General features: G+C 50.0%; 19 protein-coding genes. 8 read left to right on the top strand and 11 right to left on the bottom strand.

All coding sequences use genetic code 11. The features are described 5' to 3' along the window. Positions 1-4: 4 nt before the first annotated feature. Positions 5-1,294: an FAD-dependent oxidoreductase gene (locus tag OEY58_03390; protein MDH5324484.1), complete on the bottom strand. Its 1,290-nt coding sequence runs from the start codon at positions 1,292-1,294 to the stop codon at positions 5-7. 459 nt (positions 1,295-1,753) lie between these two features. On the opposite strand from OEY58_03390, the gene OEY58_03385 reads away from it, so the two are divergent. The 4 genes from OEY58_03385 (at position 1,754) to moaA (ending at position 7,528) form a co-directional block, all read left to right on the top strand. After that, positions 1,754-4,645: a molybdopterin oxidoreductase family protein gene (locus OEY58_03385; protein MDH5324483.1), complete on the top strand. Its 2,892-nt coding sequence runs from the start codon at positions 1,754-1,756 to the stop codon at positions 4,643-4,645. Positions 4,646-4,655: 10 nt separating this feature from the next. Beyond that, positions 4,656-5,384, top strand: coding sequence for a 4Fe-4S dicluster domain-containing protein (locus tag OEY58_03380; protein ID MDH5324482.1), 729 nt, complete (start codon positions 4,656-4,658; stop codon positions 5,382-5,384). A 68-nt stretch (positions 5,385-5,452) separates the two neighbouring features. Then, positions 5,453-6,427 (top strand): dimethyl sulfoxide reductase anchor subunit, encoded by a 975-nt coding sequence (locus tag OEY58_03375; GenBank protein ID MDH5324481.1) that lies wholly within the window; start codon positions 5,453-5,455, stop codon positions 6,425-6,427. Between the two features lie 99 nt (positions 6,428-6,526). Then, complete coding sequence (moaA, locus tag OEY58_03370) at positions 6,527-7,528, top strand: GTP 3',8-cyclase MoaA (GenBank protein MDH5324480.1); 1,002 nt, start codon at positions 6,527-6,529, stop codon at positions 7,526-7,528. Positions 7,529-8,142: 614 nt separating this feature from the next. Here the strand turns inward: moaA and OEY58_03365 are convergent. Together OEY58_03365 and OEY58_03360 are read right to left on the bottom strand one after the other, a co-directional pair. Further along, positions 8,143-10,476, bottom strand: coding sequence for a bifunctional metallophosphatase/5'-nucleotidase (locus OEY58_03365; GenBank protein ID MDH5324479.1), 2,334 nt, complete (start codon positions 10,474-10,476; stop codon positions 8,143-8,145). Positions 10,477-10,846: 370 nt separating this feature from the next. Next, positions 10,847-11,239: a response regulator gene (locus OEY58_03360; protein MDH5324478.1), complete on the bottom strand. Its 393-nt coding sequence runs from the start codon at positions 11,237-11,239 to the stop codon at positions 10,847-10,849. Positions 11,240-11,366: 127 nt separating this feature from the next. On the opposite strand from OEY58_03360, the gene OEY58_03355 reads away from it, so the two are divergent. Continuing rightward, a complete protein-coding gene (locus OEY58_03355) occupies positions 11,367-11,702 on the top strand; it encodes a hypothetical protein (GenBank protein ID MDH5324477.1) in 336 nt (111 codons plus the stop codon). A 7-nt stretch (positions 11,703-11,709) separates the two neighbouring features. On the opposite strand, the gene OEY58_03350 is transcribed toward OEY58_03355, so the two are convergent. Further along, a complete protein-coding gene (locus OEY58_03350; GenBank protein ID MDH5324476.1) occupies positions 11,710-12,168 on the bottom strand; it encodes a DUF1499 domain-containing protein in 459 nt (152 codons plus the stop codon). Positions 12,169-12,206: 38 nt separating this feature from the next. Next, positions 12,207-12,695, bottom strand: a complete 489-nt coding sequence (locus tag OEY58_03345) for a peptidylprolyl isomerase (GenBank protein ID MDH5324475.1) — start codon at positions 12,693-12,695, stop codon at positions 12,207-12,209. A gap of 295 nt (positions 12,696-12,990) precedes the next feature. Here OEY58_03345 and OEY58_03340 point away from each other — a divergent pair, with 295 nt between their 5' ends. After that, positions 12,991-14,592 (top strand): methyl-accepting chemotaxis protein, encoded by a 1,602-nt coding sequence (locus tag OEY58_03340; protein MDH5324474.1) that lies wholly within the window; start codon positions 12,991-12,993, stop codon positions 14,590-14,592. A 92-nt stretch (positions 14,593-14,684) separates the two neighbouring features. Here OEY58_03340 and OEY58_03335 read toward each other — a convergent pair whose 3' ends face one another. The 3 genes from OEY58_03335 to dacB are packed head-to-tail and all read right to left on the bottom strand — an operon-like array spanning position 14,685 to position 17,676. Then, entirely contained in the window at positions 14,685-15,065 is a 381-nt protein-coding gene (locus OEY58_03335; protein MDH5324473.1) for a hypothetical protein, read from the bottom strand. A gap of 32 nt (positions 15,066-15,097) precedes the next feature. Further along, positions 15,098-16,267, bottom strand: a complete 1,170-nt coding sequence (locus tag OEY58_03330; GenBank protein MDH5324472.1) for a patatin-like phospholipase family protein — start codon at positions 16,265-16,267, stop codon at positions 15,098-15,100. Positions 16,268-16,302: 35 nt separating this feature from the next. Further along, on the bottom strand, positions 16,303-17,676 hold the full coding sequence (gene dacB / locus OEY58_03325; protein ID MDH5324471.1) for a D-alanyl-D-alanine carboxypeptidase/D-alanyl-D-alanine-endopeptidase: 1,374 nt from the start codon (positions 17,674-17,676) through the stop codon (positions 16,303-16,305). Positions 17,677-18,030: 354 nt separating this feature from the next. Here dacB and OEY58_03320 point away from each other — a divergent pair, with 354 nt between their 5' ends. Beyond that, the gene (locus OEY58_03320; GenBank protein MDH5324470.1) at positions 18,031-18,306 is read left to right on the top strand and encodes a hypothetical protein; all 276 of its coding nucleotides are present in this window, start codon (positions 18,031-18,033) and stop codon (positions 18,304-18,306) included. A gap of 377 nt (positions 18,307-18,683) precedes the next feature. Then, on the top strand, positions 18,684-20,054 hold the full coding sequence (locus tag OEY58_03315) for a hypothetical protein (GenBank protein ID MDH5324469.1): 1,371 nt from the start codon (positions 18,684-18,686) through the stop codon (positions 20,052-20,054). A 51-nt stretch (positions 20,055-20,105) separates the two neighbouring features. Here the strand turns inward: OEY58_03315 and OEY58_03310 are convergent, their stop codons facing one another. From OEY58_03310 to OEY58_03300, 3 genes are all read right to left on the bottom strand, one after another. Next, on the bottom strand, positions 20,106-20,735 hold the full coding sequence (locus tag OEY58_03310; GenBank protein MDH5324468.1) for a DUF502 domain-containing protein: 630 nt from the start codon (positions 20,733-20,735) through the stop codon (positions 20,106-20,108). Between the two features lie 102 nt (positions 20,736-20,837). Beyond that, a complete protein-coding gene (locus OEY58_03305; protein MDH5324467.1) occupies positions 20,838-22,580 on the bottom strand; it encodes a VWA domain-containing protein in 1,743 nt (580 codons plus the stop codon). A 33-nt stretch (positions 22,581-22,613) separates the two neighbouring features. Continuing rightward, positions 22,614-23,348, bottom strand: a complete 735-nt coding sequence (locus OEY58_03300) for a CbbQ/NirQ/NorQ/GpvN family protein (GenBank protein MDH5324466.1) — start codon at positions 23,346-23,348, stop codon at positions 22,614-22,616. Between the last annotated feature and the right edge of the window lie 8 nt (positions 23,349-23,356).

Here is a 23,356-nt window from a genome sequence, read left to right as displayed (position 1 = left end):
TTTCTTATCCCTCCATTCCGGCGACGCGATTAACCACTTGAATTGCACGCAGTGCACTGGCAGTGGCGTTTTGTACCGCTCGATTCACATCCAGGGCGTCGGACGCGCAACCGGCGGCAAAAATAGCCCCGTTGCTGTCGTCCTGTTCGATAAACCCGTTTTCGTTAAGTTTCACCTCAACAGGAAATGCCTCTTTGGGCACGCTGGGCTCCATACCCACCGCCAGCACAACCAAATCATGCGCGTTGCTGTAACGATGATAACCTTCCGTATTCACACCATTAAGCACGGGGTCACCGCTGGCTTTGTCCAGGGTAATGCTGGCCACTTTAGACTTAACAAAGGTGACGTTTTCATCGGCCTGAACGTTTTGATAGAAATCATCAATGCGATCGATGGCACGAATATCAATGTAATACACACTGGACTTACCTTCGTCACCGTATTGCTCCCGCACATAAGTGGTTTGCTTCAGGCTGGCCATACAGCATATACGGGAACAGTGGCGCAGATGATTTTCATCTCGGGAACCGGCACACTGAATAAAAGCGACGTTCTTGGCTTCTTTACCGTCGGAAGGCCGAACCAGTTTGCCACCGGTGGGACCGTAAGGGTCCATCATGCGTTCGAACTCCACACTGGTAATGACGTTCTCGTAGCGATCGTAGCCGTAGGGCTGAATTTTAGCTGCATCGTAAGGCTTCCAACCGGTGGCCCAAATAATGGCTCCCGCTTTTAGCTCCAACGTCTGCTCTTGCATATCCAAATCAATCGCATTGTATTGACAAGCCGCTTTGGCTTTATTGGCATCGTCGCTGCCGATCATAGCCGGATCGATGACGTAGCGTTGCGGGTAGGCCATATTGTGCGGTAAATAAGCGCCTTTGCGCTTACTCATACCGTAATTGTGTTCGTCGCTGTAATCGTTGGTTTCCAATGCCGTGGCACAATCTCCGCAAGCGGTGCAATTTTCCGTCACAAAGCGAGGTTTGACACTCACGGACAAGCTGTAGTTACCGGCTTCGCCGCTGACTTGACTCACTTCCGCAAGAGTAATCAGCCGGATGTTTTTATTGGCTTTGAGTCGGCGCAGGTTGATTTCCAGGCCGCAAGAGGGAACACACAGTTTCGGGAAATACTTGTATAAGCGCGAAATACGCCCGCCCACCGCAGGGCTTTTTTCGATCAGAATAACGTCTTTACCACACTCAGCGGCCTCGAGCGCTGCAGTAAGACCCGCAATACCACCACCGACAACCACTATGGTCTGGTTGGTTGCAACCGCGTCCACCATTATTGCTTCCCTCCTCCAGTATCTACCGAAAGTTGTGTCAACCACTGTCTACCGCTTTCGGAGTTACAGTTAATATGTTCTTGTTTTGCAAAGGTTGACTGAAAATTATTTGCGCCGCCTATTCTATTCGCAATTGCCCGTTATTGCTATTCGGCTTTTTAATAAAGCCATTAATTAATAAATCCCGTTCCTTCCAACCTTATTCAGTTCCAACCATGGCCTCAAAAGTCGTAGTGGATTTTGTGTCTCAGGTTTCACAGAATTGACACGATTTTGCATACTAGTCAGCCTATATTCATCATTTCCAGGCTAGAATAGATAAAGACCTTGAAATTCCTACCCTTTAGACGGCAATTGAGTAGTAAATATAATTTTTCTATTCCACGCTCAATATTGCTGATTAGGTATATGCGAATATTCTGATATATACTTTTCGTTTGCTTTATTCAGGAACCCTAAATGGCTAACCAAACCAGTAACAACTCTCCGAAAGAGTCGGGCAGCATTGAAGTTAAAAAAACCACGTGTTACATGTGTGCATGCCGTTGCGGTATCCGAGTCACCCTACGTGACGGCGAAGTCCGTTACATAGAAGGTAACCCGGACCACCCGCTCAACAAAGGTGTGCTGTGTGCCAAGGGCAGCTCCGGCATCATGAAACAATATTCCCCGGCGCGCCTGACCCAGCCACTGAAACGCCGTGAAGGCGCCGAACGCGGTGCCGCGGAGTTTGAAGTTATTTCCTGGGATGAGGCTTTCGAAATCCTGGAAAAACGCTTAAGCCACATTCGCAATACCGACCCGAAAAAATTCGCTCTGTTTACCGGGCGCGATCAAATGCAGGCCCTGACCGGCTTGTTCGCCAAACAATTCGGCACCCCTAACTATGCGGCGCACGGCGGATTTTGCTCCGTCAATATGGCGGCGGGTATGATTTATTCCATTGGCGGTTCTTTTTGGGAATTCGGTGGTCCGGACCTGGAACGCTCGCGCCTGTTTGTTATGTTCGGCACTGCGGAAGATCACCACTCCAATCCCTTGAAGATCTCTCTATCCCAATTCAAACGTTCCGGTGGCCGATTTATTTCCATCAACCCCATTCGCACCGGTTATTCCGCCATTGCCGATCAGTGGGTACCTATTAAACCCGGCACTGACGGCGCCTTAATCCTGGCCTTGATCAACGAAATTATCAACACCGGCCTCTATGACCGAGAATTTCTGATCAAATACAGCAACGCGGCGCAATTGGTGAACCAGAACAGCAGCCATGACGAATTCGGCATGTTCATGCGCCTGGACGAAGAAGAGGATGCGGGCAAAATTCACCCACAAGACCAACTCTGGTGGGATCGCAACACAGACGCCGCCGTACGCACCCACACTGAAGGCGCTGACCCGTTCCTGCTGGGGGAATTTACCCTGGAAGACGGTACCCCGGTTAAACCGGCGTTTCAATTGCTGGCGGATAGGGTCAAAAATTACACCCCCGAATGGGCAGCGGACATCACCGGCATTCCCGTCAAAGACATTGTAACCCTGGCACACGAAATGGGCATTACCGCCCGTGATGAGAAAATTGAACTACCCATTGCCTGGACCGATGCCTGGGGCAATGACCATGAAGCGGTGACCGGTAACCCCGTATCCTTTCATGCCATGCGTGGACTGGCCGCCCATTCCAACGGCTTTCAGACCATCCGAGCACTTTCCATATTGATGAGCATCCTAGGAACCATTGACCGCCCCGGCGGCTTTCGCCATAAGGCCCCGTTCCCTCGCCCCATACCGCCGTGCCCCAAAACCCCCAACGGACCAAATGGTGTCAAACCCAATTCGCCCTTGGGCGGCATGCCTTTAGGTTGGCCGGCGGACCCCAATGATTTGTTTGTGGACGACAACGGCGAACCCATTCGCATCGACAAAGCCTTTTCCTGGGAATACCCCCTGTCCGTACACGGACTCATGCACAATGTGATCACCAATGCCTGGCGCGGCGACCCCTATTCCATCGACACTCTGCTCATTTTCATGGCCAATATGGCATGGAACTCCTCCATGAACACGGAGCAGGTACGGCAAATGCTTAACGATAAAAACGAAGACGGAGAATACAAGATTCCTTTTATTGCCGTCTGCGATGCCTTTCAATCGGAAATGGTGGCCTATGCCGATTTGGTATTGCCGGACACCACCTACTTGGAACGCCACGATGTTATGTCCATGCTGGACCGCCCAATCTCCGAATTTGACGGGCCTGTAGACTCTGTGCGGATTCCGGTTCTGCCCCCTAAAGGTCAATGCAAACCTTTTCAGGAAGTGCTGATCGAACTGGGAACCCGATTGAAACTGGCGGCTTTCACTACACCGGAAGGCAAACGCAAATACCGCGACTACCCGGACTTTATCATCAACCATGAAACTGAAAAAGGCTCCGGTATTGGCTTTCTATCCGGCTGGCGCGGAAAAGGCGGCGAAAAATTCCTGCGTGGTGAACCTAACCCCAAGCAGTGGGAAATGTACGAGAAAAACAATTGCGTGTTTCATTATGAACTGCCCAAGTCGTATCAATACATGCGCAACTGGAACAAAGGGTATTTGGAATGGGCCAAACACCACCACATGACCCGACATTCGGACCCTATCAATATTCATATATATTCCGAAGTGCTGCAAAAATTTCGTCTGGCAGCTCAAGGTAAATATCCGGGCAAACAACCCCCGGCACGTTTGCGTGAGCGTATCGAAACCTATTTCGATCCTTTACCGTTTTTCTATGAGCCTTTGGAACAACAGGCCACGGACAAACACACGTATCCCTTGAGCGCGGTAACCCAACGCCCCATGGCCATGTACCACTCCTGGGATTCGCAAAACGCCTGGCTGCGTCAGATTCACACCCATAACTATCTGTATATGAGCCCCACGCTGGGTGCTAAAGGTGGTTTTAATGACGGTGACTGGGTTTGGGTGGAATCCATGCACGGTAAAGTCCGTTGCATGTGCCGCTTCTCAGAAGCGGTGGAACCGGGCACCGTTTGGACCTGGAACGCCATTGGTAAAGCCGCCGGCGCCTGGAACCTTACCCCGGATGCCAATGAGTCACAAAAAGGCTTTTTGCTGAACCATGTAATCTCTGAAGAACTGCCGGAAGACAGCCAAGGCATGCGCCTATCCAATTCTGACCCTTTAACCGGACAGGCGGCGTGGTATGACGTGCGAGTGAAAGTGTACAAAGCCAATGCGGACGAACCGCAGGTCACCTCACCCCAGTTTAAACCCATGTTACCCACGCCGGGCCAACCGCAACGCAAACCCTGGTTGGCGTATTTTGCCGGTAAACGTAAATAAAGGAACAGCCATGACGCAACTTGCTTTAGTTATTGATTTAAATGTCTGCGTTGGCTGCCACGCTTGTGTGACCAGCTGTAAGCAGTGGAACTCCTCCGGTTCCGCAGGACCGATGACGGATGACAATCCTTACGCCAAAGACCCCACGGGCACTTTCTTTAATCGAGTGCAGACTTATGAAGTGGGCGTCTTTCCCCACACGGAAACGGTGCACTTTCCCAAGAGCTGCCTGCATTGCGAAGACGCCCCGTGTGTACCCGTGTGTCCCACGGGCGCCAGCTACAAACGCAAAGAAGACGGCATAGTACTGGTGAACTACGACAAGTGCATCGGCTGCGGTTACTGTTCCTGGGCTTGCCCCTACGGTGCCCGCGAGTTGGATCAGCACGAAAAAGTCATGAAAAAATGCACTTTGTGCGTAGACCGCATCTACAATGAAGAGCTGCCTGAAACGGAACGCCGACCGGCCTGCGTTATCTCCTGCCCCACCAGTGCGCGTATTTTTGGTGATGTACACGACCCCAATTCGGAAGCATCCATTGCCATTCGTGAAAACGGCGGCTATGCGCTCATGCCCGAATGGGGTACTCAGCCGGCCAATCACTATTTGCCCCGGCGTAAGACCAAGCAGCATATTCACGAAGACGAACTGGTGCGTGTGGACAACCCGCTCAAGAAGGAGGGTCCGTTGCCTCAGGACGACGACGGGCCGTATTTGGAGGATTCCACGTCATGGTAACACGATATATGGCCAACTCGATTGTGCGCACCAAATACCGAACAATTTTCACAGGAGTTTGTTAAACAATGAATCCTCCATTTTCCGTTGTTTTCCTGACCACCTTGATTGGGGTGGGTCAGGGTTTGTTTCTGGCCCTGGTGCTGGGGCAAAGCTATAGCATTATGTCCGGCTTACCGCCGCAGAACGGTGAGTTTTACAGCGGTGGCGCCCTGTTGGCCATGATTTTTCTCATCGCCGGACTGTTTGCTTCTTTCTTTCATCTGGGACATCCGGAGCGGGCTTGGCGCGCAGCGGCGCAATGGCGCACTTCCTGGTTATCCCGCGAAGTCATCGCCCTGCCCTTGTTTATGCTGTTGGTGTTTGTTTACGGCGTATTGCACTATTTCAACATCAATCCGGCCACTTTCGGCACCGCTACCATCCCCGAAGTGCGCTTGACCGTTTTGATTGGAATCGCCGGACTGGTGGTCTGTTTTGCCCTGTACGTCTGCACCGGCATGATCTACGCTTGCCTTAAGTTTTTACAGGAGTGGCATTCTCCCTTAACCGTCATCAATTACACCTTGCTGGGTATGGCTTCCGGATACACCCTGTGCACCGTATACGCCAGCCGCAACAACTCTCAATTGGTGGACTATTACGCCGACTGGGCCATTATCCTGACCTTACTTGCCCTGGTCACCCGCGGCGCATCACTGCTGCGCAATCGGCGCCTGAAAGCCAAGTCCAGCCTCAAGTCCGCCATTGGCGTACGTCACATTAATATTCAACAAAAAGCCATGGGCGCCATGGGTGGCACTTTTAACACCCGAGAATTTTTCCATGGAAAAACAGCGCTGTTCTTAAAATCCGTCAAATGGATATTCTTGATCATGGTCTTTCCTTTACCGGTATTGTTTTTAAGCATTGGCTTATCCAGCCACAACACCGGCTTGTATGTCACCGCATTTATCGTGCAATACCTGGGTTTATTGGTGGAGCGCTGGTTCTTTTTTGCCCAGGCCAATCACCCACAAAATATGTACTATCAGACCGTATAACTTACCGGGCCGAGCTGTTTCGGCCCGAAATATTTCTACACTTGGCAATATAAGTGCTAGGCTTTTAGTACCACATGGTAAAACCCAGGCTGATGCCCTATGAGCTCGCAAAGCAACAACAACGGACTTTATGACGCGTTCGGTCGCCGTATTGAATACGTGCGCCTGTCCGTGACCGACCGTTGTGATTTACGTTGTGTCTATTGCTTGCCTAAGGGATTTAAAAGCTTTGAAGAACCGGAACATTGGTTAAACGCCGATGAAATCCAGCGTTTAATCGGCGCTTTTGGCCGCTTGGGCGTTAATCGCATTCGCATCACCGGAGGCGAGCCGCTGTTACGCAAAAACCTGCCACAGCTGGCACAACAACTCTCCGCCCTGCCGGGCATAGACGATTTATCCTTAAGTACCAATGCAGTGCAACTGCAACGCCATGCCCATGCTCTCAAGCAGGCCAACGTGAGCCGCATTAATGTGAGCCTGGACAGCCTTCAGCCAGAACGTTTCAAAACCATTACCAATGGCGGCAAATTAGAAAAAGTCATGGCCGGCCTTATGGCGGCCAAAGAGGCGGGTTTTAAACCCATCAAAATCAACATGGTGGTCATGCGCGGTGTTAACGACGATGAAATCGAAGCCATGGTAGATTTTTGCATAGCGCACGATTTTACTCTGCGTTTTATTGAGACCATGCCCATAGGCAACACAGGACAAAACGCCACGGACCACTATATCAGCCTGGAGCAAGTGCAAGCGCGCTTGGAACAGAAGTACCGTTTGCTTCCCAGCGTAATGAACGGCGGCGGCCCGGCTCGTTATGTCCGGGTAGCCGACACGGAGTTACGCATTGGTTTCATCACGCCTATCTCGCAACACTTTTGCGACAGCTGTAATCGCGTACGTCTATCCGCCGAAGGCACGCTGTATTTGTGTCTGGGGCAAAACGACAAAGTGGAACTGCGCCCCCTGTTGCGATCCGGCGCCAGCGACACCGACATTGAACAAGCTATTGTGGACGCCATAAGACGTAAACCGGAAAAACATGAGTTTGTGGAAAAACCGCAGCAGGTCGTAAGATTTATGTCTATGACCGGGGGGTAAATCTTCGTCGTTCCCACTTAAATCACAAACCTATAATTAGCGACATTCACAAAGTATCTATCGTTACTGCACCTTAGAAAAAATCACCATTCGAAACAGAATGGAAACCCTATCTTTTCCTACTGGCACATTTGTAGCTTGGATTAGTGCAACGTAATCCGACATGCCCATCTCTCAGCCAGCATCGTGACTTGAACTAAGATGGCAATACGAAACAGTATAATAGCCCCACCTTTCGCCCGCGTGGGCAAAAAAGCTTGCCCACCCTACAAAAAACTATCTCGTTTACCCAGCCCTTTCGATGGTGGTTCGACAAGTGGGGTATGGGTGTTTCCCAAAAGCGGACGTCAGCGGCATGGATGCCGCTGCCGAGCCTACATGGACGTATTCACGGCGTTCCGCGGTTGGGGAACACCCATGGCCCCGTTCTAGTCGGCTTACCCAAATATACAACGATGCTCAGTTGTTTTGGGGCTTGTGACAATGTGAGTAAGATGGTATCTACGATGGTGCACGAACTAAGCATTGCTGCTGCAAGCTAACAAAGAATTGGGTAATGAATCAAGGTAAAAAGAAAACCGCGGGTTCCTATGAACCCGCGGGGTGTGAACAAACTACTTAGTTACTGAAATATTGCGTTCCAGGAAGGAAGGACCAAGACCTTCGATAGATTGAACGACAGCATCTTCGTAATGGTGATTCTCGATAGGATCCACCAGGAAGGTTTTGGTATCGTTGACACAGACTTTATTGGGTTTGGCTGGAGGGGCGCAATTATCAATCAGGCGTGAATTCACGTGAACCACGCGACCGACGCCATGATTGGCATTATTGATAGAACCACCGCTGGCATCCAAATGCCGTCGCAGGGTGTGTACCGGATGCAGATAATAATCCGGCGCTGCGCGGAATATGGGAGTTCTGGGCGTTTTATTGTCGATCAAAGGTTGTCCCGCCGGTGTGGGAATGGGATCGGCAAACCCCAAAGCACTGCTATAGTTGTCCGGGTCGGCCAAGGTAAAGAAAATGGTATTGGCACCACCCTCGGCACGGCAGGATCGGCCTATAGGAAAGGTATGACCGTAGCAGGAAGCAATAATATAACGCTTACTGTGATCGATGAGTTTACCGTTGATATGCGTATCAACGATGCGAGAACCGGAGGTGCTTAGCGGACGCTGCACCACGTCAACCCGCTGTTTCATATTGCTGGACAAACCTAAATACCAACCGCCGCGCTGAATGTAAGGATTGGGCGCATATACATTGGCCAAAATATTATTCAAATTCTCTTCGATAACTACACCGTTGTAGTCTGCGGCAGCCATACCTGCGGCAACCGGAAAATAGCCCCACAGGTCGCGCAAAGTCACTTCACCGGGCTTGCGACCGTCGCGAAAGCTTTGCCCTTCGGCCACCAAGTGCGCCGGTAGCACCACCGTATCAAAACGAAAACCGTTGGTCATGGAAACCACATCCAAATTGGCCCATTCCGTACGAGCACTTTTGGCGGCCACTTCCAAGGTACCTCTAAAGGCATCGGCAATAAAGTTATTCATCACGCCTTCCAGGTCTTCATGACGGTGCAATAACACGTCGGTAGTTCCTACCACCAAGTCCAAAGGATCGGTTAAGCGCAAGCCGCGGCGCACGACGCCATCGGCATCCGCATCGCAAGGATTGGGGGCGGCAAAACTACGGCAATAAGCCGCCGGTAAAAAGGTATGGGTTTTGAAATCCGTACCGGCGAGAAAATATTTTTCCTGATCCGCGACCAGCGCGGCCACGGTAGCATCTTCGACCACATCATCATCGACCGGAATGGCCTGCCATACGATGTTTTGGATTTTCCCGTCAGAAATTTTCAGATCCAAACGGCCTACATATAAATCTTCACCGGCCTCAACAATGACTGCTGCACCCTTTTGCAGGCGCGCCAATTGTGAACCCGACAATTCAGTTCCAGGGGCGGTCATTTCAAAACCGTTACTGTCCGCGAGAATGGCACCTAAGGTCAGCTCATGAGAATGGGCGGATAGGACAACGTCCACTTCGGGAAATTCCCGGCCAATTTGCACATTTTGCGGCAAGCCCAACTCGGACATGACAACGATGATTTGTGCCCCTGCCGCCTTTGCCGCCGCAATGTCTGCAGGCAGTTCTTCAATACCCTGAGTAAATTCAAAGGTGCGTCCGAATACCGGAGGTTGTTGCGGCACAATCGCAGCGGTGATACCGATAACACCAATTTTCACACCGCCTTTTTCAAACACCTTGTAGGCCTTTAAAGGCCGGTCACCGTAAAACGGTGCTGCTGTGGGATAAGGACCACCATTGTACAAATTGTTCGCCAAAACCTCGAAGTTGGCCGGCGTCACGCCTGGCACACCATCAGAGTCGGTCATCACACGTGCATTGGGCGGCACAATAGGGCATAAGACATGGGGCCCCGGCACACTATTGCCTGGATTATTACCCGGACCGGGAAATTGCCAATTGGGATTGGCTTTACACAAATTGGTAAAACGTGCTCGAAAAACCGCCGGACCATAAGCAAACTCCCAGTTACCCGGCGTGTATGCCTCCAGCCCCAGAGCATTAAAGGCCGGCATAATGGCATCGCCCATGGTAAACAGCACCTCAGCACTGCCGTGAAGGGAGTCACCCACCCCTAATGTTAAGTGCGCATGGGAACTGGCACGGATGCTGTTGACTACCGTTGCCACCTTGGCCATACCACCGCCTTGGGTAACATAACGATCCGGTGCACCTGCGGATTCAATAACCCCGGCGTGTGGCACCAAATTACCATGCAAATCGGACACTTGAATCAGTGTCACATCAGCACTCTTTGCTGTTAACGGCGTTACTGTTAGCGGCGCTGCGACGATGGCAGCAGCAAGAAATCCTTTTCCAAATTTATACAAACTATTTGGATAACTAGACATAAATCCCCCGACCTATAAAGTTTCGAGAATGACTGTTAAATTCCTGATAACAGTTTCTTTTTTTGAATAACAGTTGCGACTTCCTGTCGGACAGCCATGGCTGTTAGTGGTGATATCGCAATTAGCGAAGGTTATGAGCTGCTTGGTTACCACATAACATATCCACTCTAAAATAAAGTGGCCACAGTTAGCAAGGAAAATAAGGGGCTAGATTAAAACTAAATTATATACGGATATAAGAAACACTTATAAAAAATCGATACCAGCGCATGAAATCGTTTCCATTCCAGGACTCATCCACATCTCTGTGGTACCAAAAGATTTTTCAGGATATCATCAAACAAAGCTTAAAAATAAAAGTGAAAAAACTTCAGGATACTTTGCGCAGATACTTGTCCAGCTCTAATATGAGTTTTTGCGGAGTCACCGGCTTTTCGATAACTCCATTCATTTTGCTCTGCAGCAGATCGTCCGCCAGCGCTTCGGCACCATGTCCGGTCAGAGCAATAATGGGGCAATAGGATAAAAGTCGCGAACGGATAATTTTAGCCGTTGCTATACCGTCCGTATCGGGCATGTAGATGTCCATGAATATGATATGGTAGCGATTGTGCTCGCAAGCGCTGATGGCTTCATCACAGCCTTCTGCAAGATCCACCTGCAAACCCAGCTTCTCCAGGTATTTACCACCGACAATACGATTGGTTTTACTGTCATCAACCAGTAACACTCTACCCGAATATTTTTTTTCAAATACATCCATTGTCTTTTACAGAAGATTCATTGGGAATCAGTCCGCTACAGGTATAATAGTGATGTATTCATCGGCCTTAGAACCGATCTTTAAAACGAAATTTTCAATGTCGGCACAGTTGGACAATTGTAAAACAATGGCAACACTATCCACCATCAGCCGCTTGCTTTTGGCTTGTGACCATCTTGACCTGTATCGCGCAGAGTTAGCCCGTATTCTCGGATTGCAATGCCCCCAAGTATCCGATGAGGCAAGCTTGGATCAAATTCTGGCACAGAATTCCAATGCAGCCTATCGCGCCGAACGATTTTTGCTTTTCTTTGAGGCCTTGCTAGAGACGTTTCCGCAAGATAATGTACGTCAAATCAACTGGATGCGGCGACAACACGCCGCCCTGGGCAACACCCCATTGCTGGCCCTGGTGGATGAGGGGCGGCTGGAGGAGCTTATAGAACTGTTACAGCGCTCTTAGGCTTTGGCTAGCTGTTGGATTCGAATGCAGCCCGGATGGCTTCTACCCGCAGGCGATTGGCGTCCAAGTCAGAGTGTCCTACGCGAGATGCCGATCGAACGTGGATTAGTTTATTAGGAAAATCCAAGCGCAGCTCTAAATCATCCACAAAACGAAAAATACGGGTACTGAAACTCAGACGCAAGTAATTTTCCGACTCGGTGATAATCTCACCACCCTGTTGTTTTAATACAGATTTCAAATGTTCTAATGCCGCTTGAGGTTCCGCATTGACAGCGATGGGAGCAATAGAGGATGCCAACCCTGCGGCCTCGCTGCACACGCAATTGGGGGTTTCGGGACAAGGCAATAATTTGCCGCTACGCAAGCCCAGCAGAGGCTGCTGCCGCGAAAACATGGAAAGAACGGCCAGGCTAAGAAGCACAAAAATCACCAGTGCAGCTACTGAATAAAGGGCTGTTTTCAAAACTTAACTCCTGCCTACTAAATTGATCTTATGTGATATCAGTGGTGATGTCCGCCCACACCATGCGCATGACCGTGGGCAAGTTCTTCTTCAGTTGCCTCACGGACCGTTTCAATTTTAACTGCAAAAGTCAGGGTTTTACCGGCAAAGGGATGATTGGTATCCACATCAAGCGTTTTAAGCCCGGCCTTCACCACAATCACATCACGAGGCCCTTCGGCCGTGTTAACCTGAATCAGCATCCCCGGTGTGTATTTGCTTTTGCGTGACGCCGGAACAACGTGTTTAGGCGAGATTCTCTGCACCGAATCCTCCCTCCGCTGCCCATATGCCTGCTCTGGATCCAATGTTACCTCAAACTCATCCCCCACACTCTTGCCCTCCAGCGCAGACTCCAAGGCGGGCAACATACCGTTATGACCGTGTAAATAGGCCAAGGGATCTCCACCATAAGACTCTTCCAAAAGTGCCCCATCGGCATCGCTCACCCGATAGTGAAATGTAACCACACTGTCTGCTTTAATCACCTGATTCTCCTACTGAATTCTCGACCGGCGCATTTTACCCCAGCCGGAGTGGCATTGCATCAGCCTTCCTGCCTGAGAATTCACATTACTGCAACATTACATTCTAAGCCCCACCGGCCAATTTGACGATAGGGTTTTAGAATTCCAAGACCCATCGTCTATCAACGCATTGCCTATCCACAAAATATGCTGGTATGACATGAGGCAAGGAGCGGTTTAGCAGCCTGGACGGCTTATTTACCGATGCTGATGAACCCAAACTTATGTATTGGTAACGTGAAACAAAGGGATACCCATGAAATTATCGATCGGCAACAAAATTAACATTGGCGTGGCCACCTTGACCCTGCTTATGCTGGCCGCCTGCGGCGTGGGATTTTACGGCGCCAATAAACTGGTCAATATCGTCGACTATATTACAAACCAAGCCTGGTCTGCTGCTGATGGCGCCATGGAAACCACAATAGGCATCCAAAAACAAATGCTCCTGGTGAACCAAATGGAAACCCAAGGTATGAATGCCCCCCTGCTTGGCGAACTCAAAAACGCCAAAACGTTTACCCTGGAAGCCGTGAAATCCATGGAAAGCTCCGGCCTGATCAATGCTAACTCCATAGCCGAACTGCACAGCGCCATGAACCAGTATCATCTATCGGCAGAGCAGTTACTTCAAGTGCTAACCGCTAACGGCGATGTGAGCAGCGCACACCGAGACTATTACAACAAATCCCAGCATTTATTGGAATTAATGGAACGTGTGGAAGAACTGGGTGACGGCACTATTGAAAATCAGCAGAAAAAAATCAATGAAACCACTAATATCGTATTTGTCTCTATGGCTCTGGTGACTATCATCGGCCTGTTGGTTGCCGCCGGCATTTCCTTGTTCAGCACCAAGTATGTCGCCGCCCCTATTGCCAATGCCGCCAAACAACTACGTCAAATCGCCGAAGTGGACGGTGATTTAACCGCTCAGCTACCGGTACACGGTAACGATGAACTGGCTAACCTGGCAACCCATTTCAACTCCTTTGTCGCAAAAATTCGGGTAATTATTGAAAGCATTTCTCGCACCAGTCAACAAGTAAGCCAAACAGCCAGCGAACTGGCCAATATGGCCGATCAGGTTAAATACACAGTGGAAGAACAACAAAACGAAACCACCATGGTAGCCACCGCTGTAAACGAAATGACCGCAACTATTGCTGAAGTGGCCAATAACGCCTCCATCGCCGCCGAGTCCGCTCAAAAAGCTGACCAGGAAACCAATAGTGGCAAGCAAGTGGTGTCTCAAACTCGCTCACAAATCAATCTGCTGGCACAGGAAATGAACCAGACTTCCGTTATTATCAGCCAAGTTAAAGCTGAAACGGATAATATTGGCAGCGTGCTGGACGTTATCAAAGGCATCGCTGAACAAACCAATCTGCTGGCATTGAACGCGGCTATCGAAGCGGCCCGTGCCGGCGAACAAGGCCGAGGCTTTGCAGTGGTAGCCGATGAAGTTCGCACTCTGGCCACCCGGACCCAACAATCCACCCAGGAAATTCAGGGTATGATTGAAAAACTTCAATCCGATGCCTTAAATGCGGTGAGCTCCATGGAATCCAGCCAAACCATTACGGATAAGAGCGTGCATCAGGCTAATCAATCGGAACAGTCCTTGAACACCATCACTGACATGATCACCAACATCAGCGATATGAACATTCAGATCTCTACCGCCACCGAGGAACAGTCCTCTGTGGCGGACGAAATCAACAAAAATGTGGTAAATATCAATCAAGCGGCTGAGAGGGTTACCAGCGCCATTCAACATACCGCCCGTTCTGCAGAACAGGTAGCCAGTCTGTCACAAGACTTGATGAACCTGGTATCTCATTTCAAGGTCTCCTGAGCCAGACCTATCTAAACCAACAAGCCCGGTTGTTACCGGGCTTTTATATATTTACGGATTTTCCGATCAACTAAAACCCACTGCACATTGTTTTACCAACTCGCAATTACGCCATCATCAAACACACTGCCCGACGCGGCCTCGCGGTGAATTATAAAAATTTTATTCAATGGTACGGCTGCATGACGCTCCAAACTATGAGCTATACTGCTTAACATGCGCACCACCGTATCGGCATCATTAAAATCCGGGGTCAACAAATCCACCAATACCGAATGCGGCGAGTCCGGCTGCAGCAAAGGCGCATCATCTCCTTTGCAAAAATGTCCGGCTTGGAAATATTCCCAAGTGGCATGCACGTGCTCCAATGGTATGGCCAGCGCTTGGGAAAAATCCCGACATAAAGCCGGCAAAATAGCATGCATGGGTTTGGGTTGTGCGTACGGCAGGCTTTTAATGTGAATAAAGGGCATCACAATGCCTCCTGATAAGGTAAACCCATAGCTTACGACAAAAAGTTCAGCAATTCTTCTTTTCGCGCCATTGCGTCTTCATAGCCCAGGGCTATCACCTCACGGCAAAAACTTTTTTCAAACAAAAGATAACTCACCAGACTGCTGCCTTTGCTATCCAAAGCCCCAATTCCTTTCAGCAGAAACCGTACAATTCGGGGCAGGGCCTGCACATGACGCATGGAGATTTCCTGTAAATCCTGGCTGGGAGATACCACCAATACATCCACATGACGCAAAGAAATATTGTGTTCCACCAGATGGTGCGAGGGAATGATATCCAAGGTCTTGTTGATGCGCCGCAATCGCTCCAGATCCGATTCCAAGCCGTCAATGAAAATACTGTTGAGAATGTGCCCGCCGACTTGGGCTAAGGTAGGATAACCTTGAGCGTGATCCGGGACGCCGTAGGACTTGGGCTCGGCACTCACCTCTATCACCAACACCTTGTTCGCTCCCATGTGAATTGCCGGACTGATAGGTGCCGTCTGTCTCATGGAACCATCACCGTAATAGTCCTGCCCCAATTTCACGGCTGAAAAAACAAAAGGGATGGCTGACGAGGCCATGAGGTGGTCTAAAGTTATATGCTCCGGCACACCCACTCGTCGCGCCCGATTCCACGGAACCACCGTATATTTACTGTGATAAAACACAACTGAGCGTCCTGTAGTATACGAAGAAGCTGAGATACACAGAGATTCCAAAATACCTTCATCCAAGGATTTTTGTATGTTTTCACAGGGCAAATATCGCTGCAACAGTTTGCGTAAAGGTGCTCGATCCAGAAAGCATACCGGATTGTATTTCCCCAACCCCACCAACAACACACTAATAATCCAGTGAAACCCGGATACTGTGATACCCCACACATCTGCTTTGAATACATGGTATACACGGAAGTTATGCCAAATTCGGTGCAACCGCGCCACCGCCTCTTGCAAACGTGCGCCGTAAACCGCTATGGCTACAGCGTTGATAGCACCGGCGGAAGTTCCGGTGATCACGGGGAATGGATTGGGTGTATTCTTGGGCAGTAGTTCAACCAGCGCTTTGAGCACGCCTACCTGATAAGCGGCACGCGCACCTCCCCCCATGAGCACCAGTGCCCGTTTAGGTTCCGGAGCAGTCACCTTACCCATATTCTGATTCTCTTCATTCATACTATCGCACCAACTTACGCTCCTTGAGTCAGCACTTATAAGCTATATACCCATCGGATCACTTCATCCTGCAATTGTTGCCCTTTTGCAGTGTGGGCCTTGGGATGATTTTGTAGTAAAACCACCACATAACGCTGCCCTTTAGGCGTTGTTACATAACCGGCCATAGTTTGAACGAAGTTAAGCAACCCGGTTTTAATGTGTGCGTGCCCTTGGATCTCATCTCCTTTGAACCGCGAGGCCATGGTACCGTCATGGCCGGATACAGGTAACGAGGCGATAAACTCCGGCATATAAGCCTGGTGATAAGTATATCTCAGCAACTTACCCAGCATCGCCGCACTAACTCGGGTATTTCTCGACAAGCCCGCACCGTTATCCAACTGTAGTACATCGTCCTTGAGGTTTTGTTGTTGCAACCACTGCTCCACTGCAGCGACCCCTTTCTCTGCGGTTCCGGGCTGCCCATACACTTCAGCCCCAAGAGATAGCAATAACTGCCGGGTCATGACATTGTTGCTGTATTTGTTAATCATTCTTATCGCTTCGGAGAGGGAAATGGAAGGTTCTTGCAATGCCAGCGTTGCCCCCTCCGGCAAAGTGGACGCTTTAACTGACCCGGTTAAAGAACCACCCAACTGCTGCCAAATGGGTACAAAATAGTGTTGAAAGTGATCACCCGCATCGCTCACGCGTCTATAGAACGTTTTTTTGTCACAAGCTTTCGGGTACTTTCCCGAAAAAATCACGCGAAGCTCTTCCCCCGCAGACTCCGTGTCCAGCTGTAATCGTTTTTGCCAGGCTCCACAGCCTCCACGTGACATTTTGACATTGTTAACAATTCGAAGCTTAGGCGAAGCGGGAAATGCCTGAATGGTGACCTGCCCCTGCGTCACGGAAAAATGAAATTCCGTTGCTTGAAACCCGACCAGCAACGCGGACGGCCCCACGTTATATGTGCGGTAAGGCTGTCCATCAAATGCTCCATAATCCACCGGACCGGGTAAAAAATAAGAATTGTCCACGTACACGTTTCCGGCAATATTGCGAATACCATAAAAGGAAACTCGATTCAGCAAACGCCAGAAACGCTCCGGAGTCAGATAAGGATCGCCGTTGCCACGAAAATACAAATCGCCCTTTAAAGTTTGCTGCTCCAGCGCACCGGTGTAAGCGACCTCTGTGGTCCACCGGTAACCCGAGCCCAATATCCCTAGCGAGGCCGCCGTGGTAACGAGTTTCACCACCGAAGCTGGATTTAAGGCTGTGTCTTCTTGGAACGCAACAAAAGGCATATCGTCATCCACCGCTTGCACGTATACTGCGATACCCTCGGTAGCGAAACCGCTCTGTTTCAACAAGGTCGACAGCGTCAGCGGTAACTCCCCGGCACAGACAGGGCGGAACATAAGTGATAGCGCCAAAACCAGGGACAGTTTCCCAAAAATCCTGATGGACTTAGAGCAGGAAAAACCAAAGCACACCCACATAAATCGTTTATTCCTCATATACTTAAATAATAGAATCGCTCCCCGCGCACAAAAATGTATAATACCTAACCATTCAGGGTTGCAACTGTTATAAAGCATCTTGTCTCATTATTCATTAATTGCGCCAGAGTTTTGACCCTCAACAACGACACCACACAACATCCAATTGGCATCGAGGTAAAACACGACTACTATCTGAAACGTGATTAATGGACGAACGGGTCGCTCAGTTGAAAGTCCTTTTTAGTTTGACATTGCAAGGGAACACCGAAAATGAGTATCGTCACAACAAAGAAAATCTATGTCGTCATGGGCGGCTTTTTCCTGCTTGGTTTGAGCGCCTGTGACCGCCCAGTTCCGGCACAAACTCAAAATTGTCCAGGTGATAAGCCCTATTACCCCCTTTGCACCCACAGCGTTCACGGTAAAACCACGTGGCTGGGTGCTTGTGCCAAAAGCTGGGAAGATGCTTTGCAAGCTTCCGAGAAACATGTGGCCGCAGCGCATCCCGGAGAAAAACGCTGGACCGGGGTAAAAAAATTGCACTGATTCAACAAAAGTTACCCGGTCATACCCCAACAGGCACCTGGCACCTTAATATCCACAGTCGTCAGGCAAATCCTGCAATATTAAACACAGTGTCGTAACGATACACCCATTACGTTAACCCGTCTTTGGCCCTCACGGCCACAAAAATCGGAGCCTTCCCCACCACCACCATGCACATATTCTTCAACACCGGTTCAGCAAGCATTCAGTCTGGAGAGTAAAAACCCTATCTACCTAATCCCAATGGACTAAGGCGTCAGTACAGCTTAGGACGTTTAGCTTATTTCCCAATTCTTAGCTGTCTGCTAATTTTTAAGACACGTAGATTCAAAACCAAGTTTTAAATCAGAGGCAACTATTTACACAGGTGCGTAACTATGTATAAAAAACCACTCCTACTTTCATCGCTGTTATTGTCTGCCTGCTCCAGCCAAACCGTTACCCAATTAGACGGACTGGCGTTACCGTTACACATTTCTCCGCTGCAATCTACGGCGGCATCCAGCGACAGCGTTGATAGTGCCACAAGCGAATACCACAGCGACAAACTGCTCCACTATACATCGACCGAACTGAGTACTGACGGTCCGGCACCGAACCTGGATACGGTGAATCTGGTGCTTTGTTTACTGCACCAAACCCAAGCTGATAAAAACATCAACAAAGGACCTTACCAGCGTGTTGTTGCCACGGGCAACTGTCGCATGGGTGAGGAATTACAGGCCAACAATCTCAACGTTAAAATAGAGTCCAAACGTAATAGCGCCGCAACCGCCCAATATGTCAGCCTAAGAACTGAGTTACCGCAATCGGATCTGAATCTGAGTCATCCACAGGCAGTCAATGCCTCGCTGGCGGCTCAAATAAAAATAGAACAAAGTGCCAACGCCGACAGTCCCTACGGTATTTTCAGCATGAGCTATGAAATCACAGTAGATGACGGACTCTACGGCGGGAATATTGGCGACCCCAGGGAGTACGGTATCGGCTACGTTCGCGTACGCAAAGATACCCACGGCCAAAACCGTTTGGAACTCAGCTCCAGCTTCGGCCGCAATACTCCTTACACTTACCATGCCCGTTCCGTGGTTTTGCTCAACGGTGTTAAAGGCGAGTCAGGAATCAGCCGCTCGGTCCTACAGTACGACTACATGGGATTACCGGAAGAACTGGACTCCATCCAAAGTTTTAACCGCAATCACATCCTGAGTCGTGGTAACCGAACCCCGGAAACCGGTATATGCTTCAGCAACCGCGACGGCAGCGACACCAAAGTGCTGTACAAACTGTATCACGCCGAAGATGGCAACTACCGCCCTTACGAACAGGCGGAACCCTACCCGGTACGGCAAGGCCAGAGTGTCGCTGTCCATGAACACTACCCGCTCATTTTTCGTTACACCCACAGTGCAGACAATGATCGCACCAATACGAGCGCTGCCGGTAATCCGCACCACGGTTCCCGCCACACATTGAGTTATTATGGAGAAGGCCGTCTATGGGGTCTGCCCTGGGATGACGAGGAAGATGCCCATTTTCACCTTAAAGACGGTACGGTACTTAGCAATGAACACGGCCAGTTTTTAGTCAAAGCCGTACGCGTAACCCGCAATCTTAATGCGGTAGAATCCCAACAGTGTTCCAGTCTACGCCGGGGCCTGGACAGTGCCGCTAAATTGGACCCACGGCAATTACGTCCGGCCTATACCCAGAATGGCATGTTCAAAGTAGCGGAACACAATGAGTGAGCACTGGGAAAGCCCTTTAGTGGAGGGAGGGTTGTTGCCTCACAACCTCTCCTACGTTTTCCCTCCCTCCGCTTTCTTTTTCGAATCGCCGGCTTCTTTACGGCTGCCTGCGACCCCTGCCGTTAATGTAAAACGCATCGCCTCTTCTACACTCATATCCACCGGCCGAACTGCCGTTCGAGGCACCAGTACGGCATAACCCCCAATCATATAGCTTAATGGTAAATAAACCAACACACTGCCTTCCCGGCGAAAATTCTCAGGCATCCTCTGGTAGTTATCCTGCGTCACAAATCCAATTAACTGCATTTCCCCCAAGGTCACAGCAACCACTTTGGCAAAACCTTTCTTTTGCGATGGGGAAAAGTAATTAAAGAAATCCCGCATGGACCGATAAACGGACTTTATCAGCGGCATATGGTAAAACAGTTGCTCTCCCTTTAAGAACAAGCGCCGAATCACGTACACATGCATTAACATCCCTAACAAGAATACTGCCAGCAACCCGGTCGCCAAGCCCATACCCGGCCAATAGTATTCTTTGGGAAGTGCCAAGCGGATTAGATTACCTAAAATGGTTTCTGCGGACACCGCCATCCAATATAACAAATAGAAGGTTAACACCACCGGCAAAACTGCCACCAAACCGGTTATCATATTTTTACTGATAAATTTAATCATAACCACCGACCGGAACACTGCTGTTAAAGGAAGGAATCTTTGATACTCACTAAAAAAAACGGACTTCCAAAAAAGTGTAGCACATCCAATGCAAAACCATCTTTAAACACCCAGACCGGTTAGCCTGGCATATAACTTCGGTAAAAATTCCGGTAGCGTGAGCACGTTACTGAATACGGTATATCTCCCCGGCCCAAATAAGTAAGGCAGGTACTCCAATCCGGACTGATCTATAGTTAACCCGTAAGCGTATATACCCTCCGTTTGCATCTCCTGCAGGGCTTTGCGTGTATCCTCCAAAGCATATAGACCTTTATAGTGATCTGCCGGATCGTAAGGCCGACCATCGGTTAACATCAACAAAAGTTTATGGCGTTCCTGCCGGGTTCGTAACCGCTTTGCCATGTGCCGTAAAGCGGCTCCGAGACGGGTGGAACCTCGGGGCGTGAGAGAAAAAATACGTTCGCGCACCGCTGCGCCGTAACTTTCATCAAACGCTTTGACGCGCAAACAATCGACCTGTACCCGCCCATATCCGGAAAAAGCATAAATGGAAAACGTATCACCCACCTCGGCCAGCGCTTCGGCCATTACAATCATTGCTTGACGCTCCACATCAATGACCCGGGCTCCATCTAACATGGATTGAGTGGATTTGGAAACATCCAATAACACCATCACTGCCAACTCCCGATCATCGCGCTTACGATGGCGATATAAGCGCTCACTGGCATAGCCACAACCCCGTCGCTGTGACACGGCATCAATAAAATCATCCATATCCACTTCTTCACCATCGGTTACACGACGCAACCAACGGTCATCGGTACGCAAGGCTTCAAACTGGCGTCGCACCCGGCGGGACAGTTTGCCTAAATGAGGCGGCGGTTCCACCCAATCATCGCGCTCCTGCTCTTCCTCGATCACACGACACCAATTTTCCCGATAGGATTCCGTTTTGCAATTCCACTCCGGGTATAAAAAATTACCACTGAGTTCCTCACCGGTCACATCATCCGGTGCTTCCAGGTACTCGGACAAATCCAACTCATCAACGGCTTTTTTCGATTCGGGTTTAACCTCGATCAAGTCTTCATCAATCATATCAAACGAACCCAATTCCAGCGCCGCCGCTTTTTGAAGCGGACGCCCCCATACCGGAGCAGGCCAGTATGCCAAGGATGGCTCTAACCATTGCTTTGGAGGATTAGGTAACAGCACCCCGACCCCTGCGGCGTCCAAGGCATGATGCAGCCAACGCGACACCTCTACGGAATCATCGCCCAGGGCTTTACGTATAGCCCCCTCCATATCCACGTCCCGAGCGGATTTGCACCTGTGTAATACGGTAATACGATCCCGCTCCAACAAACAGGCTCGACATAAGCGCTGATACCGTGGCGCCAGCCCCGGACAAGCCTGTAACACCCTGGCACTGGTCATAACGCCTTGCAATATGTGCCCCAAAGCTTCCGGCAAGTGAGCGGCCTCTGAATCCGGGCTCGGTAACGGTTGGTCAAAAGCAAGATATGCCGTGAGCCAAAAATACAAATCTCGGTTTAATTCTTTTTGTTCAAATCTTTGAATCTGTTGGGGTAAGCGAGCAATACCACTTTCCTGACGCACCAGCGAATGGGCATGGCGATGCAAGGAATAGCGTTGTAGCATCCTAAGCGCCGGAGCCGGTTCCAGTTTGATCTCGCAGGAACGGGTTAGTGCATGCAAGTAGATATTCAAGCTTTTTTCGATGTGTTCCAGCTTCACCACCGCTTGGGGATATTGCGGCTCAGCCTGCAACCCTAGAGCGTAACGAAGCGGGAGGTAATGAAGCAGTTCACTTTGCATGAGTTAGTGTGATACACACAATGGAATTCGGACTCACGAAACCACGATGGATTGCACAATTTCCCATAGCCCTTCCTGAATCAAAGGATCGTCCGTTAATGCTTCCACCACTGCCACACGACAGGATTCAGCCGGATTGAGGCCGTTCATAATGAGCATAGCCGCATGCACCAATAAGCGAGTTGAGGGCACCTCCTCCAGGTCGTGTCCCTGCAACGCACGCAGGTTACCACCCAACTCCACCAATTTTTTTGCCATGGATTCATTGATTCCCGTTTCTTGTTGCAGAATAGCCAGCTCTAATTCCGGCTTGGGAAACTGAAACGTCAGAGCAACAAACCGCTGGCGAGTGCTCGGTTTTAAGTTTTTAAACATGTTCTGGTAACCTGGATTATAGGAGATCACCAGCATGAATTCTGCCGGCGCCTTGACCAATTCTGCGGTTTTCTCCAGAGGCAACTCGCGCCGGTCATCAGTCAGGGGATGCAAAATCACCGTGGTATCCTTGCGGGCTTCCACCACTTCATCCAGATAACAAATAGCCCCTTCACGCACCGCCTGGGTCAAAGGCCCATCCTGCCACACGGTTTCCTCACCTCGAATTAAAAACCGCCCCACCAAATCTGCGGCCGATAACTCGTCATGACAAGAAACCGTGTATAAGGGACGCCCCAGTTGCGCAGCCATATGACGTACGAATCGGGTTTTACCGCAACCGGTAGGCCCTTTGATGAGCAAAGGCAATTGGCGCTCATAGGCCGAACGCATGACCTCAC

This window comes from Gammaproteobacteria bacterium, from assembly GCA_029882975.1.
Classification (GTDB): Bacteria; Pseudomonadota; Gammaproteobacteria; order SZUA-152; family SZUA-152; genus JAJDNG01.
This window is presented reverse-complemented; position numbering and strand designations above follow the sequence as displayed.

Bases quoted from the DNA above. Each gene is read 5' to 3' on its own strand.
- OEY58_03390 (MDH5324484.1), bottom strand. From the start codon at position 1,294: ATGGTGGACGCGGTTGCAACCAACCAGACCATAGTGGTTGTCGGTGGT.
- OEY58_03385 (MDH5324483.1), top strand. From the start codon at position 1,754: ATGGCTAACCAAACCAGTAACAACTCTCCGAAAGAGTCGGGCAGCATT.
- OEY58_03380 (MDH5324482.1), top strand. From the start codon at position 4,656: ATGACGCAACTTGCTTTAGTTATTGATTTAAATGTCTGCGTTGGCTGC.
- OEY58_03375 (MDH5324481.1), top strand. From the start codon at position 5,453: ATGAATCCTCCATTTTCCGTTGTTTTCCTGACCACCTTGATTGGGGTG.
- moaA (MDH5324480.1), top strand. From the start codon at position 6,527: ATGAGCTCGCAAAGCAACAACAACGGACTTTATGACGCGTTCGGTCGC.
- OEY58_03365 (MDH5324479.1), bottom strand. From the start codon at position 10,476: ATGTCTAGTTATCCAAATAGTTTGTATAAATTTGGAAAAGGATTTCTT.
- OEY58_03360 (MDH5324478.1), bottom strand. From the start codon at position 11,239: ATGGATGTATTTGAAAAAAAATATTCGGGTAGAGTGTTACTGGTTGAT.
- OEY58_03355 (MDH5324477.1), top strand. From the start codon at position 11,367: ATGGCAACACTATCCACCATCAGCCGCTTGCTTTTGGCTTGTGACCAT.
- OEY58_03340 (MDH5324474.1), top strand. From the start codon at position 12,991: ATGAAATTATCGATCGGCAACAAAATTAACATTGGCGTGGCCACCTTG.
- OEY58_03335 (MDH5324473.1), bottom strand. From the start codon at position 15,065: ATGCCCTTTATTCACATTAAAAGCCTGCCGTACGCACAACCCAAACCC.
- OEY58_03330 (MDH5324472.1), bottom strand. From the start codon at position 16,267: ATGAATGAAGAGAATCAGAATATGGGTAAGGTGACTGCTCCGGAACCT.
- dacB (MDH5324471.1), bottom strand. From the start codon at position 17,676: ATGTTCCGCCCTGTCTGTGCCGGGGAGTTACCGCTGACGCTGTCGACC.
- OEY58_03320 (MDH5324470.1), top strand. From the start codon at position 18,031: ATGAGTATCGTCACAACAAAGAAAATCTATGTCGTCATGGGCGGCTTT.
- OEY58_03315 (MDH5324469.1), top strand. From the start codon at position 18,684: ATGTATAAAAAACCACTCCTACTTTCATCGCTGTTATTGTCTGCCTGC.
- OEY58_03310 (MDH5324468.1), bottom strand. From the start codon at position 20,735: ATGATTAAATTTATCAGTAAAAATATGATAACCGGTTTGGTGGCAGTT.
- OEY58_03305 (MDH5324467.1), bottom strand. From the start codon at position 22,580: ATGCAAAGTGAACTGCTTCATTACCTCCCGCTTCGTTACGCTCTAGGG.
- OEY58_03300 (MDH5324466.1), bottom strand. From the start codon at position 23,348: ATGCGTTCGGCCTATGAGCGCCAATTGCCTTTGCTCATCAAAGGGCCT.